Raw genomic sequence first — 17,151 nt, 5'->3', positions numbered from 1 at the left:
CCGGCTGGGCGGCGACGGCGCCGGTCTCGGACAGGGGCGCAGCCGCCGCCTCTTCGAGGACGAGGTGGCGGCCGAGGAGCCGCTGGAGATCCGGCTGGTGAGAAGGAGCCTCGAGCAGCGGGAGAGCGTCGCCACGGTCCTGCGCACGCCGGGCGACGACTTCGCCCTGGCCGCGGGCTTCCTCTTCACCGAGGGCGTCCTCGCGGAACGCCGCCAGGTGGTGCGGATCACCTACTGCGTCGACCCCGGGATGGACGAAGACCAGCGCTACAACGTCGTCAACGTCTGGCTCCGGCCCGGCGCCGAGCCGAACCTGGCCGGCGAGCGCCGCTTCGCCGTCCACTCGGCCTGCGGCGCCTGCGGCAAGGCCACCATCGACCAGCTCTGGGCGCGCGGCCTCTGCCCGCTCCCCAGCGGTGCGGGCGGCCGGCTGCCGGCCAGCCTCCTGGCCGCGCTGCCGGGGCGGCTCCGGGCGGCCCAGCCCCTCTTCGACCGGACGGGCGGCCTGCACGCGGCCGGACTCTTCGACGGGGAGGGCCGCCTGCTGGCGGCTGCGGAGGACGTCGGCCGCCACAACGCCGTCGACAAGGTGATCGGGCGCCTCTGGTTGGAGGCGGGCCTGCCGTGGCGGGGAGGCGCGCCCGCGGTGCTCCAGGTCTCCGGCCGGGCCGGCTTCGAGATCGTGCAGAAGGCGGCCGTCGCGGGCATCCCCCTGGTCGCCTCGGTCTCGGCGCCGTCGAGCCTGGCGGTGGAGACGGCCGAGGCCTTCGGCATCACCCTGGTCGGCTTCTCGCGCGGCGACCGGCTCAACGTCTACACCCACCCCGAGCGCGTGGAGCTCGGCGGCGCCGGCGCCGCCGCGGCGACGGCCGACCCGACGGGCGCGCTCGTCCGCGAGAACGGCCTTGCGGGGAACCTCTGAAGACCGGGCGGAGCCGTGGCGCGGTCCGGCGTGCGACCGGCCGCGGCGCCTCCACCCGATTCCGCCAAGGAAGGAGAGGAGCGGGCGGTGAGGGTTCGACTCCCCGGCGGAGATCGCCCGGGCCGCCGCCGAGCGCGTGGCGAGCGGCGTCGGCATCGCCGAAGGCGCCTCGATCAGCGCGCCGCCTGCTCCGCCTGCGAAAGCTGCCGGGCGGCGGAGGCGCTTTCGGCCAGCTGCTCCGCCTGGTAGGCGAGCATGTCCCGGACGTGGCCGAAGCGCGAATGCCGGCGGGCGGCCCCCTCCGCCAGCAGGTAGAGCCGCCCCTGCCGCCGCAGCAGCCCTCGCCGCACCATCCCCCGCAGGACGGCGCGAAGCTCCCGCCGGACCCCGGCCGGGCCGCGGCGCAGGCCGGGAGCCGGAGCCAGTCCGGGGGGCAGGTTGCGGAGCGCCTCCTGGACGCCGTCCAGCGCCTCGGCCTCGGTGAAGGCGAAGACCTCTCCGCGCCCGGGCTCTCCCTGGCTCCCGGTCCGCTCCAGCAGCCACAGCGACAGGAGCTGCGAGGCGGTCACCGGCCTGGCCGCGGCCAGCGCCAGCGCCACCGGCTCCCCCCGTCGGACGGGCCGCAGGCGGACGAAGACGCCCATCCGGCGGCCGGCGTAGGGCTCGTAGCTGATCCCCGCCACCCAGACGCTCTCGGCCAGAGGAAGGAGCCGCTCCAGCGAGCCCCTCATGCGACCCAGGCGGCCGTCCTCGCTGAAGCGCCCCTCGGGCGTCAGGTAGAGCGTCGCCCCGCGCCGCAGCAGCCGCTCCAGCTCCGCCATCTGCCCCTCGATGCGCCGCCGGGTCCCTTCCCTCACCTCGCTCCGGAAAGGTTCGCAGAGCCCCATCCACGAGCTCTCCGCCTGCGCTGCCCGGAAGAGGCGCGGCGACCAGAGGCGGTCCAGCCCCAGGGAGCGGAGGCTCTCCACGGGCAGACCGGAGCGCTCCGCCAGCCGCTCCAGGGGTCCGGAGCGGAAGACCTGCCCGAGCGGGAGCGGCCCGTGCCGGCCCAGGACCTCGTGGGCGAGGCTGAGGATCGGCCGGCTGAGCGGCTGGTTCTCGATCGGCCGGATGCCCAGCGCCCGGAAGGTCCGGCCCCATTCCCGGCGCCGCAGGAGCGGCTCCAGCCACCTGGGGGCCTCTCCGGCCAGGAAGCCCGGTTCGAACATCCGCTGCGAGCCGGCGCTGAAGACGGGATCCCGGAACGAGCCGGTGAAGGTCAGGTGGCTGGTCACCACGAGGCTGTCCAGGTCGTGCTGGTGGTTGGCCACCACCAGGGTCGCACCGCGCCGTCGTGGCAGCCGTCCCTCCACCCGCACCCGGCAGGTGAGGCCCAGGTAAAGCGGCACGACCACCGCCGCCAGCAGGCGGACGGGCAGCCAGCGGAGCGGTGTCAGCGGCCGCGCGCCCACGAGCAGCACCACCAGCGAGCCCGCCGCCAGGAAGAGGCTGCTGGCCAGGAAGAGCAGCCGGTACCCGCGGGCGGCGTCGGGTGCGGCCAGCGCCAGGAGACTTCCGCCCAGGGTGGGTGCCAGAAGGAGCGGCAGGTTGGCGGCCAGCCCCCACAGGCTCAGGTCCCAGGCCAGGTGGAAGGGCGCGGGCAGCGTGTCGACGCCCAGCGCCCAGCCCACCGCCAGGAAGGCGCCGAGCCCGACGCCGAAGGCCAGGGCGAGGAGCGGCAGGAGGCTGGGCGCCGGGAAGAAGGCGAGCGCGGCGGCCGCCAGCGCCATGGGGAGGCCGGCCAGGGCCAGCAGCCGTTTCCTCTCCCGCCGGTCCGACCAGGCCCCCCAGAGGAGGCTGGCCAGCGCCGCCGCCAGGATGGCCAGGACCGCCGCCGCGGCGGTGCCGCGGGAGGGGCTGGCCAGGCCGGCCACCTGCTGGAGGTAGTCGAAGGCGAAGAGCATCAGCAGGTCGACGCCCAGCAGGACCAGAAAGCGCCCCGTCCAGCCCACCTGGAAGTCGTGGCGGAGCCCTGCCGCCGTCTCGGGGTCCGGGGGCGCCGGTGGCGCCTCGGCGCCGGTCTCCTGCACGCCGTTCCAGGTGATGAAGACGCCCACGAGGAGGAAGACGAGCATCAGTTCGAAGGTCGGGCCCTCACCCAGGAAGGCGGCCGAGGCGAGACCGGCGACGGTGCCCAGGAGGCTGGCGGCGCCCACATAGCCCGAGGCGCTCCCGCGCAGGGCGGGGGGCACCCGCTCGGGCAGCAGCGCCTGGTAGGCGGCCAGGCTGATGCTCTCGCCCAGGGTGGCGAGCCAGAAGCCGGCGGCGAAGACGGGGAGGTCGCGGCCGTCCAGCAGCAGGAGGAGTCCGAGGGCGTCCACCGCCGCCCCCTGGAGCAGCAGCTGCTTGCGGGAGCCGCCGCGGGCGCGGACGCGGTCGGAAGCGAGGCCGGCCAGCGGCAGCGCCAGCAGGCGGATGGCGGCCGCCACCGTGGCCAGGCGGGCCAGGGTGGCCGTCTCCTGGGCGGGGGCGAGCCGGTTCAGCGCCAGCGGCAGGAGGATGGTCAGGAGCGCGGCCTCCTGGAAGTTGAGCCCCAGCCAGTAGGCCGCCAGGCGGATCTGGTTGGGGAGCGTCGGGATCCAGGCGGCCGGGCCGGGCGTGCCACCGGGCTCGTGGGAAGCGGTCTCCACTCCTCTCACCCCCTCGTGCGGAGGGGCGCACCTCTCCGTGGAGGGCCTCGCCCCTCCCCCGCTTCCTCTCTCCCCTTCGATGGTACGCCCTGGCGGAAAAGCTGCACCCTCGCCGTCGAAACGGCGAGGGTGCGACCGCCGGGTCGAGACCGGACCCGAACGCCTCCGCGCAAGCCGGAGCCGTCTCAGGCCCTCACGGGGCTGTCACGGCCATCGCCGCCGTCCACTCCTCCGGCGTGGCCGTCCCCCAGCGGTAGAAGGAGAGTCCCACGGCCCCGGCATCCCGGGCCGCCCGGGCGGCCGCCTCGATCTCCAGCGCCGTCGGGCTGTAGATCCCGGTCCCCGAACCCGCGAACAGGTCAAAGGTCTGCCCGATCACGCTGACCGGCACCGGCTGTCCGGCCAGCTGCCGGAGCTGCCGCACCGCGTCGGCCACGTACCGGTAGGCGCGGAGGTAGGAGTACTCCGCCTCGTAGTGATGCCAGTAGGCCATGGGCGCGAAGGCGTCGACCGTCCCGGCCAGCCGCGCGAAGGGGAAGTTGGGCCGCGACTGCGGCGGGTAGGTCACCGCCACCAGCCGGCCCGCCGGCCCCAGGACGGCCAGCGCCTGCCGGACCGCCCCCAAGTAGCTCGCCAGCGCCCCCGGGTCGAGGTTCTCCTCCAGGTCCGGCGCGAAGGCGTCCGCCCGGTCGCCCTCGGGGGTGGCGTAGGCCACCACCTGCCGGCTCCAGGCCAGGTCGTCGGCCGGGTTCCAGAGCGCCGGGTAGGTCCAGGCGATCACCGCCAGACCGGCCGCGTGCGCCCGCCAGAGGAGGTCGTCCAGCGCCCGCCGGCCGTAGAAGCCGTCCGAGGTGGTCGCCACCTCGACGTAGAGGTGGGTGAAACCGCCCTGGAGTGCCCGGCTGATCAGCGTCGCATCCGGGGTGGACTTCCAGTCGCCGAAGAGGAGCCAGAGCCCCTTCCCCGCCACCACGTCGGCCGGCCGGGCCAGGGAACGGAAGGTGACGCTCAGCGAGCCCAGCTCGGGGTGGTCCGGGCTGGAGAAGATGACCGTCCGCCGGGTCCCGGCCGGGCCGGCGGTGAAGGTGGCGGCCACACCCGCCCCGCTCATCCCGCTCTTCAGGCCGCTCAGCGTGCCGGCCCCGGGACCGTCCACCGCCCGCAGCTGGAAGGAAGCGGGCACCGGGTTCCCGTACCGGTCGGCCAGCTCCACCACCAGCCGGGCGCTCTGCCCTGGCGCCAGGATGGTGGAGGGCGCCGCGTGCACAGCCAGCTGCGTGGCCGGCCCGGCCAGCACCTGGAGGACCCCGTCCGCCTCGTCGCCCGTGAAGCCCTGGGCGTAGGCGCCGAATCCGTACCGCCCGGAGAAGAGCGGCGTGTAGCTGAAGACGGCGCTGCTCCCCCGGGAGGTGGCGCTCAGGCTGGGCAGGTCGTACCCGTGCGGCCCGCGCGGCACCAGCGTCACGCTGACCGGCCCGCCCTCCCAGGGGCTTCCGTCCGGCGCGAGCAGGCGGACGGTGATCCGCGTGGCCTGTCCCGCCGTCAGCGTGGCCGGCGAGCCGCCCTCCACCCGGAGCGACCCGGCCGGGTTCACCCGAACCGGCACCGTGGCGCTCCGGAAGGCCCCGCCGGGCACGCTCACCACCAGGTCGGCGGTCCCCGGCGCGAGGAAGCGGGCGCTCCCCAGCGCCCCCGCCCCCGGTACCAGGGCGCTCTGCCGGTCCGGCGCCAGCACCCCTGGAGCACTGCTCCGGAGGTGGACCGGGTAGATCTGCTGCGGCTGGGATCCATCGGCCTGCACCAGCCGGACCGCGAGGCCGGCGGTCGTCCCCGCCGTCGCCTCGGCGGGCAGCCCGCTCACCGCGAGGCTGCCCAGCGGCTGCGCCAGCGCCTGGATGGAGGCCGAGGCGGATGCGAGCCCGGCCGCCTCCGCCGTCACCTGGTAGGTCCCGGCCTGGCCCAGCCGGACCGAGGGAAAGCCGGCCCAGCCCCCGCTGGTCGGGGCGGTCAGCGTCTGCGTCCGGCCGTCGGGTCCCTTCAGCGTCAGGGTGACGGTCCGCCCGCGGTCGGCCCCGTCGACCTGGCCGGTCGTATCCACCACCGCCGCGGCCAGCGGGAAGGCAGCGCCGACCAGGGCGGCCGGCGGCGTCCCGTCGCCCAGCACCAGCCTCTGCGGCTGGTGGACGCGGAGCGTCACCGACCTGGCGACGGCCCGCCCCGGCACGGAGGCGGTCACGGTGACGACCCCTGCCGCCGTGGCCGTGAATCGGCCCGTGGCGTCGACCTGGCCGCTCGTCGCGCTCCAGCCGGCTGCCGCCGGGATCAGGTAGCCCGCCGGATCGTGGCCCCAGGCGTGCAGCTGGACGGTGTCGCCCACGTTCAGCTCGCTCCGGTCGGCCTCGACGTTGAGGGTGCTGACCGCCCGGTTCCCCTGGGCCGCCACCGCCTCCGGCGTCACCTGCAGGAGGCGGTCGACGAGAACCGCCGCCTCCGCCCGCGTCAGCGCCGCGTTCGGCCGGAAGGCGCCGCCGCTGCCCACCATCGTGCCCAGGCCCGCGGCCACCGCCACGGCGCCCCGGGCCCAATCCGGCACGGCACCCGCATCCAGGTAGGGGAGCGGCGCACCGGCCAGGTCCCGGGCGACCCGATCGAGCCCCAGCGCCCGTGCGGCCACCGTGGCCATCATGGCCCGGCTGACCGGCGCGGCGGGGGCGAACCGGTCCGGCGAGACACCGGCGAAGAGCCCGTTCCCCGCGGCCGCCTCCACCGCCGCGTAGTACCAGGCGCCCGGCGAGACGTCGCGGAAAGCGGGGCCGATCCCATCCAGCGGGTAGCCCTTCCAGCGGCTGAGCAGCGCGGCCATCTGGGCGCGGGTGAGGGGCGCGTCCGGCGCGAAGTGGGTCGGATCCACGCCGCCGATCAGGCCGCGCCCGTAGAGATCGCGGATGGCCGGCAACGCCCAGCCGTCCTTCTGGGCGTCCACGTCGACAAAGGGGGGCGCGGCCGCCCGGGCGACCCGGGTCGCGCCGGGCGCCGCCGGCACGACCGGCAGGGAGAGGAGGAGAGAAGCCGCGGCCAGGGCCGCGAGGAAGCGGAGCCCGCCGGCCCGGGACGGGCGGCGGCGGTGGCGTGGATGCATGGATGAACCCCCTCGTGGACTTGAGGGGGTTACCCGTCCGGTACCGCCCTTCCTGTCGAGCGGCGGAAATGTAACCGAATCGTAATCGCGCCTCCACTTGCCGTCCCCGGGGACCGGCGCCGGCGGGACACGGAACGGGCCGGGCGGCCGGTCAGCCCGCTTCCGACGGCTCGGGCGCGAGGCGGACCCGGGCGTCCACGATCCGGCAGCCCCGGCCCGGCTCCAACGCCATCACCGGGTTGAGGTCGAGCTCCGCGATCTCCGGCAGCTCCTCCACCATCCGGGAGAGGCGGAGGAGCAGCTCCTCCACCGCCGGGACGTCGGCGGCGGCGTGGCCGCGGTAGCCCTCCAGCAGGCGGTAGCCGCGGATGGCCCGGACCATGTCGTGGGCGTTCCGGTCGGTCAGCGGGGTGATGCGGAAGACCACGTCGCGCAGCACCTCGACATGGACGCCGCCCAGCCCGAAGGCGATCAGGGGGCCGAACTGGGGGTCGGCGGTGACGCCCACCATCAGCTCCACCCCCCCGCGGATCATCGGCTGCACGAGGAAGCCGTCCAGCTCCTTCTCCCGACCGGCGCGGCGAAGGTTGGCCTCGATCTGCCGGCAGGCGGACTCCACCGCCGGGCGGTCGCGCAGGTCGACGGCCACGCCGCCCCACTCCGACTTGTGCAGGAGCGTCTCCGAGACCATCTTGACCACCACCGGGAAACCCATGGCCTCGGCCGCCTGCGCCGCCTCCTCCGGCGTCCGGACCACGCGGCCGCCGGCGTAGGGGAGGCCGAAAGAGGCGAAGAGCCGCTCGATCCCCTCCTGGTCGAGCCAGCCTCCCCCCCTGGCCAGGCGCTCGCGGACCAGCGCCTTGGCCCGCTCCACGTCCAGGTCCGGGAAATCGGGGACGGCTCCCTCCGGCTCCTCCCGCCACCGGGCGTAGCGGTACGCCCGCGCCAGCGCCCGCGCCGCCGCCTCCGGGAAGCGGTAGCTGGGGATGAGGGTGCCGTCCACCTCCAGCGCGTTGGGCGCGTTCAACCCCATCATCACCGCCAGGACCGGCTTCTCCACGCCGCGCTGGCGCGCGGCGCGGACGGCCTGCGTGACGGCGCCGGTCACGTCCTCGATGGGGACGAGGCCGACGGGGATGAAGAGGACCATGGCCGCGTCGTACTCGGGATCCTCCAGCATCAGCTCCAGGACCTGGCGGAACTGCTCGGCGGTGGCGGAGGCGATCATGTCCACGGGGTTGCGCAGGCTGGCGGCCGGGGGCAGGATCTCCCGAAGCCGCCGCCGCGTCTCCTCCGAGGTCTCGGGGACCTCCAGGCCCATGCCGGCCAGGGCGTCGGTGGCCAGGATCCCCGGGCCGCCGGCGTTGGTCACCACCGCCACCCGGCGTCCCCGGGGCAGCGGCTGGTACGCCAGCAGGGCGGCGATGTCGAACATCTCCTCCAGCGTGTCGGCGCGGATGACCCCCGCCTGCTCGAAGAGCGCGTCCACGGCGGTCTCGCTGGCGGCCAGCGCCGCCGTGTGCGAGCCGGCCGCGCGGTGGCCGGCCGAGGTCCGCCCGCTCTTGACGGCCAGGATCGGCTTCTTCCGGCCGACCCGCCGGGCGATGCGCGAGAAGCGCCGCGGGTTGCCGAAGGATTCGAGGTAGAGGAGGATGACGCCGGTGTCGGGGTCTTCCTCCCAGTACTGGAGCAGGTCGTTGCCCGAGACGTCGGCCTTGTTCCCCACGCTGACGAAGGTGGACATGCCCAGGCCCATGGCGGTGGCGTACTGGAGGATGGCCAGGCCCAGGGCGCCGCTCTGGGAGGACATGCTCACGTGGCCCCGCGGCGGGAAGACCGGCGAGAAGCTGGCGTTGAGGCGGATTCCGGGGTCCGTGTTGAGCAGGCCGAGGCAGTTGGGACCGACGATGCGCATGCCGTAGCCCCGCGCCAGCTCCACCATCTGCTCCTGCATCGAGCGCCCCTCGCGACCGGTCTCGGCGAAGCCGGCGGTGATCACCACGGCGGCGCGCACGCCCTTCCTGCCGCACTCGTCCAGCGCGGAGAGGACGATCCCGGCGGGGACGGAGATGACGGCCAGGTCGACCGGTCCGGGCACGTCCAGGATCGACTTGTAGGCGGGGACGGACCCGACCACGGCGGCCGCGGGGTTGACCGGGTAGACGGGGCCGTTGAACCGGTTCCAGATCAGGTAGTCGAAGATCCGCCGCCCGATGGAGTCGGGGTTCCGCGAGGCGCCCACCACGGCCACGCTCCGGGGCTGGAAGAACGGCTTGAGCGAGGCGACGGTGGCGATCCGCTCGCGCTGCTCGGAGAGCTCGACGCTGCGCCGGTTGGGCTGGATGGCGAAGGAGATCTCGACCCGGTCGTCGCTCTCCGCCTCCCGCACCAGGTCGAAGCCGCTGTCCTCGAAGACCTTCCACATGTCGTGGTTGCCCCGCTCCACCCTGGCCCGGAAGCGGCGCAGCCCGCCCCGGATCCCCAGCAGGGCCAGCCGCTCCAGGAGGATCGAGCCCAGGCCGAGGCCGCGCTTCCCTTCCTCCACCAGGAAGCCCACCTCGGCCTCCTCCGCCTCCGGCGCCGGGCGCCGGCAGACGCCCGCCGCCACCAGCCGCTGCTCCCTGGGTTCCCCCTGGAGGACCACCAGGACGCGCCGCCGGCACTCCGGGCCCTCGCCGCCGTCCGGCTCCCCGCCGCCGTCCACGCCGAAGAGGCTCCGCAGGTGCCCGTCCGGAGCCAAGCGGCGGACGAACTCCTCCAGCCGCTCGCGGTCGGCCTCGCCGGCCGTCCGCAGGGTGGCGGTCTGGCCGTCCCGCAGGATCACCCGGCCGGTGTCGAGCGCGTCCTGTGGAATCGGCGGCTCGACGTACTCCCGCCGCTCGAGGCGGCCCGCCGGGCCGGTGGGATCGCTTGGCACGTCTCTCACCCCGGCCTCCCACTATAGTGGAAACGGACAGCATCATCGTCTCCAGGTCGGGCGAGATTCTTGCGCTCCCGGCCCCGCTAGGAGGCCCCCTCCGGGCAGCTCCGCAGGTAGGCGAGCACCTCGCTCATGGTGGCGGTGGCCAGCGCCACCTTGTCGTCGCCGGCGCCGTAGTAGAGCCGCAACTGGTCGCTCGCCCGGTCCCAGACCGCCCCGGTGGGGAAGATGACGCCGGGGACGTCGCCGGACCGCTCGTAGTCCTGCCTCGGGCTCATCACCCACTCGTCGCTCCGCCGCAGGACGCGGGTCGGCTCCTCCAGGTCGAGCAGCGCCAGGCCCACCCGGTAGAGGCTGCCCGAGGCGGTGAGCCGGACGCCGTGGTAGATCAGGAGCCAGCCCTCCGGCGTCTCGACGGGCGGCGCCCCCAGCCCCACCCGCGCCGAGTCCCACCAGCCGGGTCGGGCGGGCAGCAGGATCTGATGGTCGCCCCAGTAGCGGAGATCCCGCGAGAAGGAGATCCAGATGTGGGCCTCGCTGCGGATGACCGGCCGGTGGATGAGCGCCCAGCGGTCGCCCACCCGCCGCGGCAGGAGGGCCGCGTCCTTGTCCTCGGGAGGGACCAGCATCCCCCGCCGCTCGAAGTTCCGGAAGTCCCGGGTGAGCGCCAGCGAGACCACCGGCCCGCCCCTGGAGAAGGAGACGTAGGTGACCGCCCAGGCGCCTTCCTCGGCCAGCCAGACCGCGCGGGGGTCCTCCAGCCCCCAGACCTCCTCCTGGTGCCGGGGGTCCGGGTAGAGGGTCGGCTGCGGGTCGATCCGCCACTCGTCCACCCCGTTCCGGCTCCGGGCCACGGTCAGGTGGGAGAAGCCGCGCAGATCCTCCACCCGCACCAGGAGGAGCGTCTCCCCGTCCACCTCGACGGCCGCCGGGTTGAAGACCGCGTTGACCGGGTAGGGCCAGCGGTCCGCCGTCAGCAGCGGGTTGGCCGGGTGGCGGCGGAAGAGTCCCAGGGGCTCGGCCGCCGCCCTCGCCTGCAACGCCATCGCCTCACCCCTCCCCTTCCTCTTTCTCCGCACCGGCTCCGCCCTCCGGCGCCGGCACGGCCCGCCGGCGGAGGGTCCGGTTCATCCGCTCGAGGCGAGCCAGCACCCGCCGGTCCACTTCCTCCCGCGGGAGACCGGTCAGGATCTCCATCGCCTCGTCCACCGTGGAGACGGCCCAGAGGTGGAAGCGGCCCTGCTCCACCGCCTCCACCAGCTCGGGGTGGAGCATCAGGTGGCGGGCGTTCCGGCGCGGGATGATCACGCCCTGGCGCCCCGTCAGGCCCAGCGCCTTGCAGACCCGGAAGTAGCCCTCCACCTTCTCGTTCACCCCTCCGATGGGCTGGATCTCGCCCAGCTGGTTGACCGAGCCGGTGACCGCGACGCCCTGCTCCAGGGGCAGCTCCGCCAGCGCCGAGAGGAGGGCCAGGAGCTCCGCGCCGGAGGCGCTGTCGCCGTCCACCTCGTCGTAGACCTGCTCGAAGGTGAGCGAGGCCGAGAAGGAGAGCGCCGTCTCCTGCCCGTAGCGGCCGGCCAGGTAGGCGGCCAGGATGGCGACGCCCTTGGTGTGGTCCGGTCCGCTGCGGGCGCTCTCCCGCTCCACGTGGACCACCCCGCGCTGGCCGGGCCAGACGCGGGCGGTGATGCGGTTGGGCCGCGCGAAGGCGTAGTCGGCCAGGGAGAGGACCGCCAGGCCGTTGACGGTGCCCACCGCCACGCCGTCGACGGCAAGCAGGAGCGTCCCCTCCAGGAAGAGCTCGCGAATCCGCTCCTCGATCCGGTCCGAGCGGTACCGCCGCTCCTCCAGCGCCCGGCGGACGTCCTCCCCGTCGACCTCGGCGGCGCCCCGCTCCGAGGCCCAGTAGGAGGCCTCGTCCAGCACCTGGACCAGCTCGTTGAAGCGCGTGGAGAGCTTCTCCTGGTCCCCGGCCAGCCGCGAGCTGAACTCCACCAGCTCCGCCGCCCCGCCCGGCGCCACCGGCAGGAGCCCCTCCTCCCCGGCGTAGTGGACCAGGAAGCCGGTCAGCCTTGCCACGTTCTCCGCGCTCCGCGGCATCTCCGCGTCGAACTCCACCCGGGTGCGGAAGAGCTTCCGGAAGTCCTCGTCCGCCGCGTAGAGGAGCGAGAAGAGCTCCTGTCCGCCGATCAGGATCACCTGGACGTCGAGGGGGATCGGCTCGGGGCGGAGGCTCCCCATGGGCACCAGGCTGAACTGCTCGTTCAGGTTCTCCACCCGGACCTCGCCGCTCTTCAACGCCCGCTTCAGGGCCACCCAGGCCATGGGGTCGCGGAGCAGCTCCCCGGCCTCCAGCACGAGGTAGCCCCCGTTCGCCCGGTGGAGCGCCCCCGCCTTGATGAGGGTGAAGTCGGTGGTGGCGGTGCCCAGGGTGCTCCGGTACTCCACCTTGCCCACCAGGTTGTAGTAGCTGGGGTTCCGCTCGAAGAGGACCGGGGCGTGGCTCTCCCCCCGGTGGCTGACCAGCACGTTCACCCGGTAGCGCCGGAAGCGGTCCTCGCCCGCCTCCGGGCGGGCCAGCGCCGCCAGTGGCGAGCTCTCCTCCTCCTCCGTCTCCAGGAAGAGGCCGATGTTCTGGACCACGTCCTCCAGGAGCTGGTCCAGGTACTCCCGGATCCGCGCCGACTCGCGGTACTGCGCGCGCAGGCCGTCCACCAGACGGCCGGCCACCGCCCGCGCCGTGCCCGCCCGCAGCTCCGCCGCCGCCCGGCGCGCCTCGCGCTGGAGCTGGTGGTGCTCGCGCACCACCTCCTCCAGGCGGGGCTGAAGCTGGCGCGCCGCCTGGGCCAGCTGCTCGCGGGCCTCCGGGCCGAGCGCCTCCAGCTCGGCGGGGGCCATCGGCTCGCCTCGGGCGCCCAGGGGGACGGTGGCGATGCCGGTGGGCGTCCGCTCCAGGCGGAAGCCCGCCGCCCGGGCCTCCTCCTCCACCCTCTGCCAGAGGGCGGCCAGCCTCTCCTGGAACTCCTGGCCGATGCGGCTCTGCTCCCGCTGGAACTCCTCGCTCTCCAGGGCCTGGCGGAGCTCGCGCCGGAGCTCGTCCACCAGCATCCCCATGGCGGCGGCGAAGACCTCCCCCTCGCCCGCGGGCAGGGAGACGGCCAGCGGCCGCGCCGGGTCGCGGAAGTTGTGCAGGTAGCACCAGTCGTCCGGCACCGGCAGCCCGGCGGCGTAGCGCCGGACCCGGTCCTGGGCGTACGTCTTCTTGCCGGTTCCCACCGGGCCGACCACGTAGATGTGGTGCCGCGGCCGGCGCATCGCCAGGCCGACCTCCATCGCCCGGGCGGCCCGTTCCTGCCCGATCAGGCCCGTCCGGCGGAAGGTGGCCAGCGCCTCCTCCGCCGGCGGGATCTCCTCGGGGGCGCAGCGCCGGCGCAGGTCGCCCGCCCCGAGGAGCGTGCCCCGCCGGCTGGCCGGCGGGCTGGGGAAGCCCTCTCTCTCGTCCAAGCTCTCCGCCTCCGGCTAAGCCTTCGGGGCGACGCGCCGGAGCCCTCTCGCCCGCACCCGCCGGCGGCCTCCGGCGCGGGCCGGCGCGCGTCGCCGCCGGGGAGCGACCGCGGAAACGCCCCCTGGGGCGTCACCCCTGCTCCGCCTCGGGAAGCGGGTAGCGGGGCGCCGGTGGCGCGGGCAGTCCAAGCCGGGCGGCCAGCCTCTCCACGGCGAGCGACGGGCCGTCGTCCATGCCGAAGGTGCCCAGGAGGAGCAGCAACCCGCCGGGGCGGAGCCGGTCGACCGCCTCGGCGATCGCCTCCTCCAGCGAGGCGTGGAGGGAGAGGGGCAAGCCGCCCGCCTCGGCGGCGCGGCGGAGCGCCTCCACCTCCTCTTCCCGCGGGCGGTGGTCGACGGAGTAGCGGGCGAGCCGGTCCAGGCTGAGGGAGACCACCAGCGGCGCGAAGCCCAGGCGGCGGTTCCAGCGCGCCAGCACCCGCGCCATACCGGCGTTCACCTCCCTTCCGCGGTGCCCGCGGACGGCGTGGACCACCACCAGCTGGGGGGGCGACAGGGCGGCTACCGCCCGCAGGACCGTCTCGCAGGAAGCCTCGTTCATGGCCACGTCGTTGACCACGGTGAAGGGGCCGACACGGAGGCTCTCCAGGCGGCGCGGCGGCGCCGCGAAGGTGCCGAGCGCCTCCGCCAGGCGCTCCGGCGGGACCCCCAGCCAGAGCGCCGCCGCCGAGGCGGCCAGCGCGTTGGCCACGTTGTGAAGGCCGACCAGGGCGAGGCGGACGGCCAGCCCCTCGCCCGCCACGACGCCCGCCCTGGCGGCCAGCTCCGGGTCGGCGACGCGGAGGAGGAAGCGGCTTCCTGACCCTCCCGTCTCGACCCCCTCCGCCCGCAGCCCGGCGCCGTCCGCGAAGCCGAAGGTGACCACGTGCGCCCGCGAGGCGGCCGCGAAGCTCCGCACCACCGGATCCTCCCCGTTGAGGACCGCCACCGCGTCCGGCTCCAGGGCGGTGATGAAGGCGCGCTTGGCGGCGGCGTACGCCTCGAAGCTGCCGTGGAAGTCGAGGTGGTCGGGCGAGAGGTTGGTGGCCACGCCGGCGGCGAACCGGAGGCCGGCGATCCGGCGCTGCGCCACGCCGTGCGAGGAGACCTCCAGCACCGCACCCCGGAAGCCGGCGTCCACCGCCTGGCGGAGCCAGCGCTGCAACTCGTGCGCCGGGGGCGTCGTCCAGAGCGGACGGAAGTCGCCGCCCGGCGCCCAGGCGGCCGTCGTGGTCCAGGCGGCGACGCGCCGGCCCCCCGCGCGGAGCAGGTGGGCGAGGAGGAGAGCGGTGGTCGTCTTGCCGTTGGTCCCCGTCACCCCGGCCAGGAGGAGCTCCTCCCCGGGGTGGCCGTAGAAGCGGGCGGCGAGCTCGGGCAGCAGGGCCGCGGGATCGGGGTGGCGGTAGACCGGGAAGCCCCCCGGCGCGGGGGCGTCCGTCGGGAGCACGGCGGCGACCGCGCCGCGCCGGCGCGCTTCCTCGACGAAGGCGGCGCCGTGGACGCGCCCCCCGGGAAGCGCCACGAAGAGGTCACCCCGGCGGGTGCGGCGGGAGTCGGTGGAGATCCCGGTCACCACGCAGCCCCCCGCCCCTCCCTCGAGCCGCCCGCCCAGGCCGGACACCAGGGCCACCAGGGGCCGCCGGGGGGCCCCACCCGTCACGGCAGGCATCGCCAGACCACGACGGCGTCTTCGCCGTTGCCGAAGAAGCGGGGACAGAGGCCCACCTCCACCCAGCCCAGCTCCTGCAGGACCGCCAGCTGCCGCCGGTTGGAGCGCCGCACCTCGCCCAGGAACCAGCGCGCGCCGCGCGAGCGGGCGATCGGCTCGGCCTCCCGCAGGATCCGGTGGCCGAGACCGCGCCCCCGGTAGTCGGGGTGGGTGGCGTTGGCCAGGACGTGCGCGGTCGGACCCTGCACCTGGAAGCCGTAGTAGGCGGCCAGCCGGTGACCGTCGCGGATGGCCAGGTAGACCGTGCCCGGGTCGAGCCAGAGCCGTGCCAGGCCGGGCAGGTCGAGCGGCTCCGGGAAGACCCGCTCCTCGATGGCCGCCACCTCGGGCAGCTCCTCGAACTTCAGAAATCCCAGCGGCCAGGTGACCGCTTCGTCCGCGTCCTTCAACCGTGGCACCTCCCGTCTCTGCGCCCGCAGCCTATGTGAGCCGGAGCGGTGCCGCTTCCTGTCCGCGGAGCTGGAACACGCGGGCCGGGACGCGCATATCGCTGCGCACGAACGGGCTTGGGGGGTGCGCCAGAATGGAGGTACCGCTCAGCCCGCTGGCGCTCTGCCAGCGGGGTTTCGACCTCTACCCGGACCGGACGGCCGTCCTGGACGACGGTCTCCGCATCACCTACGCGGAGCTGCAGAGGCGGATCGAGCGGCTGGCGGGGGCGCTCCGCGACCTGGGGGCGGGGCCGGGCGACCGGGTGGCGCTCCTGGCGCCCAACATCCCGGAGGCCTTCGAGTGCTACACCGCGGTCCCGCTGCTGGGGGCGGTGCTGGTCCCGCTCAACCTCCGCCTCGCGCCGGAGGAGCTCATCCACATCCTGGACCACAGCGAGGCCCGCTTCCTGATCGCCCACACGCCGCTCCTGCCGGGCTTGGAACCCCTGCTCGGCCGGCGGCCGGACCTCCGGCTCCTCACCCTGGGCGGCCGCGTGCCGGGTCACCCCTCGTACGAGGAAGCGACCGCCGCCGCGCGACCGCTTCCTTTCGACGCCGAGGCGGTGGACGAGAGGCAGCTCCTCTCCATCAACTACACCAGCGGCACCACCGCGCGGCCCAAGGGGGTCCGGCAGACCCACCGGAACAACTACCTGAACGCGGTGGACATGATCCTGGCGCTCCACCTCGGGCCCCGGGACGTCTGCCTCCACGTGGCCCCCCTGTTCCATGCCAACGGCTGGGGGCTGATCTGGGGGACGCTGGCGGTGGGTGCCGCCAACGTGATGCTGCGCAAGGTCGACCCGGCCGAGATCTTCCGTCGGATCGAGCGTTACGGCGTGACCCTCTTCGGCGCGGCGGCGACCGTCCTCACCCTGTGCCTGGAGCACGCGCGGAGCCAGCGGTTGCGGGAGGTGCCGGGCCGCGGGCGGGTCCGCTGGCTGGTGGGCGGCATGGCGCCGCCGGCGGAGGTGATCCGTCGCGTGGAGGAAGAGCTCGGCTGGGAGGTGGTCCATCTCTACGGCCTGACCGAGGTGACCGCCTTCGTCACCCGCCACGAGACGACCGCCGAGGAGGCGCTCCTCGACCCTGCCGAGCGCGCCCGGCGGAAGGGACGCCAGGGCGTGCCGCTTCCCCTCGCCGGCCGCGTGCGGGTGGTGCGCGAGGACCTGAGCGATGTCGCCCGGAACGGGGAGGAGTTGGGCGAGGTGGTGGTGCGCGGCAACGTGGTCATGGAGGGGTACCACCGCGACCCCGAGGGGACGGCGCGGGCCTTCGCCGGCGGCTGGTTCCACACCGGCGACCTCGCCGTCTGGCATCCCGACGGCCAGATCGAGGTGCGCGACCGGGCGAAGGACGTGATCGTCTCGGGCGGCGAGAAGATCCCCTCCCTGGAGGTGGAGGGCGTCCTCTACCGGCATCCGGCGGTGGCCCAGGTGGCGGTGGTGGCGGGCCCCCACCCGCTCTGGGGCGAGACGCCGGTCGCCTTCGTCGTGCTGCGCCGGGGGGCCGAGGCCACCCCGGAGGAGCTGGTGCGCTGGTGCCGGGAGCGGCTCCCCCACTTCAAGGCGCCCACCCGGGTCGAGCTGGTGGCTGACCTGCCCCGCTCGGCCGCCGGCAAGATCCAGAAGAGCCTCCTCCGGCAGCGCCTGCTCTCCCGGCGGGACGAGGCCGGCCCTGCCGCCGAGGCGGCCGCGGCGGTGCCCCGGCCGCCGTCATCGGCCGGGGAGACCCGCGCATAAGCATCCCGGTGCGCCGCGCGGCGGACTCCGCAGGAAGGGGCCGGCGCATCGGAGGC

9 protein-coding genes are annotated in these 17,151 nt (G+C 75.0%); 2 read left to right on the top strand and 7 right to left on the bottom strand.

From position 1 onward, the window contains the following. Nucleotides 1–4 precede the first annotated feature (4 nt). The gene (fdhD, locus tag QJR14_09855) at nucleotides 5–922 is read left to right on the top strand and encodes a formate dehydrogenase accessory sulfurtransferase FdhD (GenBank protein ID MDI3317902.1); all 918 of its coding nucleotides are present in this window, start codon (nucleotides 5–7) and stop codon (nucleotides 920–922) included. Nucleotides 923–1,095: 173 nt separating this feature from the next. Here the strand turns inward: fdhD and QJR14_09850 are convergent, their stop codons facing one another. The 7 genes from QJR14_09850 to QJR14_09820 all read right to left on the bottom strand — a co-directional run bounded on the left by QJR14_09850 (nucleotide 1,096) and on the right by QJR14_09820 (nucleotide 15,320). Then, entirely contained in the window at nucleotides 1,096–3,600 is a 2,505-nt protein-coding gene (locus tag QJR14_09850; protein MDI3317901.1) for an MFS transporter, read from the bottom strand. 184 nt (nucleotides 3,601–3,784) lie between these two features. Beyond that, nucleotides 3,785–6,730 carry an S-layer homology domain-containing protein gene (locus tag QJR14_09845; protein ID MDI3317900.1) on the bottom strand — a complete coding sequence of 982 codons (2,946 nt, stop codon included), beginning with the start codon at nucleotides 6,728–6,730 and terminating at the stop codon, nucleotides 3,785–3,787. A gap of 151 nt (nucleotides 6,731–6,881) precedes the next feature. Then, nucleotides 6,882–9,656 carry an acetate--CoA ligase family protein gene (locus QJR14_09840; GenBank protein MDI3317899.1) on the bottom strand — a complete coding sequence of 925 codons (2,775 nt, stop codon included), beginning with the start codon at nucleotides 9,654–9,656 and terminating at the stop codon, nucleotides 6,882–6,884. Nucleotides 9,657–9,733: 77 nt separating this feature from the next. Next, nucleotides 9,734–10,696 carry a glycosidase gene (locus QJR14_09835; protein MDI3317898.1) on the bottom strand — a complete coding sequence of 321 codons (963 nt, stop codon included), beginning with the start codon at nucleotides 10,694–10,696 and terminating at the stop codon, nucleotides 9,734–9,736. A 4-nt stretch (nucleotides 10,697–10,700) separates the two neighbouring features. After that, nucleotides 10,701–13,154: an ATP-binding protein gene (locus tag QJR14_09830; protein MDI3317897.1), complete on the bottom strand. Its 2,454-nt coding sequence runs from the start codon at nucleotides 13,152–13,154 to the stop codon at nucleotides 10,701–10,703. A 130-nt stretch (nucleotides 13,155–13,284) separates the two neighbouring features. After that, entirely contained in the window at nucleotides 13,285–14,823 is a 1,539-nt protein-coding gene (locus tag QJR14_09825) for a Mur ligase family protein (GenBank protein ID MDI3317896.1), read from the bottom strand. Nucleotides 14,824–14,849: 26 nt separating this feature from the next. Beyond that, nucleotides 14,850–15,320 carry a GNAT family N-acetyltransferase gene (locus QJR14_09820; protein ID MDI3317895.1) on the bottom strand — a complete coding sequence of 157 codons (471 nt, stop codon included), beginning with the start codon at nucleotides 15,318–15,320 and terminating at the stop codon, nucleotides 14,850–14,852. A gap of 125 nt (nucleotides 15,321–15,445) precedes the next feature. On the opposite strand from QJR14_09820, the gene QJR14_09815 reads away from it, so the two are divergent. Next, nucleotides 15,446–17,095, top strand: coding sequence for an AMP-binding protein (locus QJR14_09815; GenBank protein MDI3317894.1), 1,650 nt, complete (start codon nucleotides 15,446–15,448; stop codon nucleotides 17,093–17,095). Nucleotides 17,096–17,151 lie beyond the last annotated feature (56 nt).

It is taken from the genome of Bacillota bacterium, from assembly GCA_029961055.1.
Taxonomy (GTDB): domain Bacteria; phylum Bacillota; class Sulfobacillia; order JAIMAT01; family JAIMAT01; genus JAIMAT01.
This window is presented reverse-complemented; position numbering and strand designations above follow the sequence as displayed.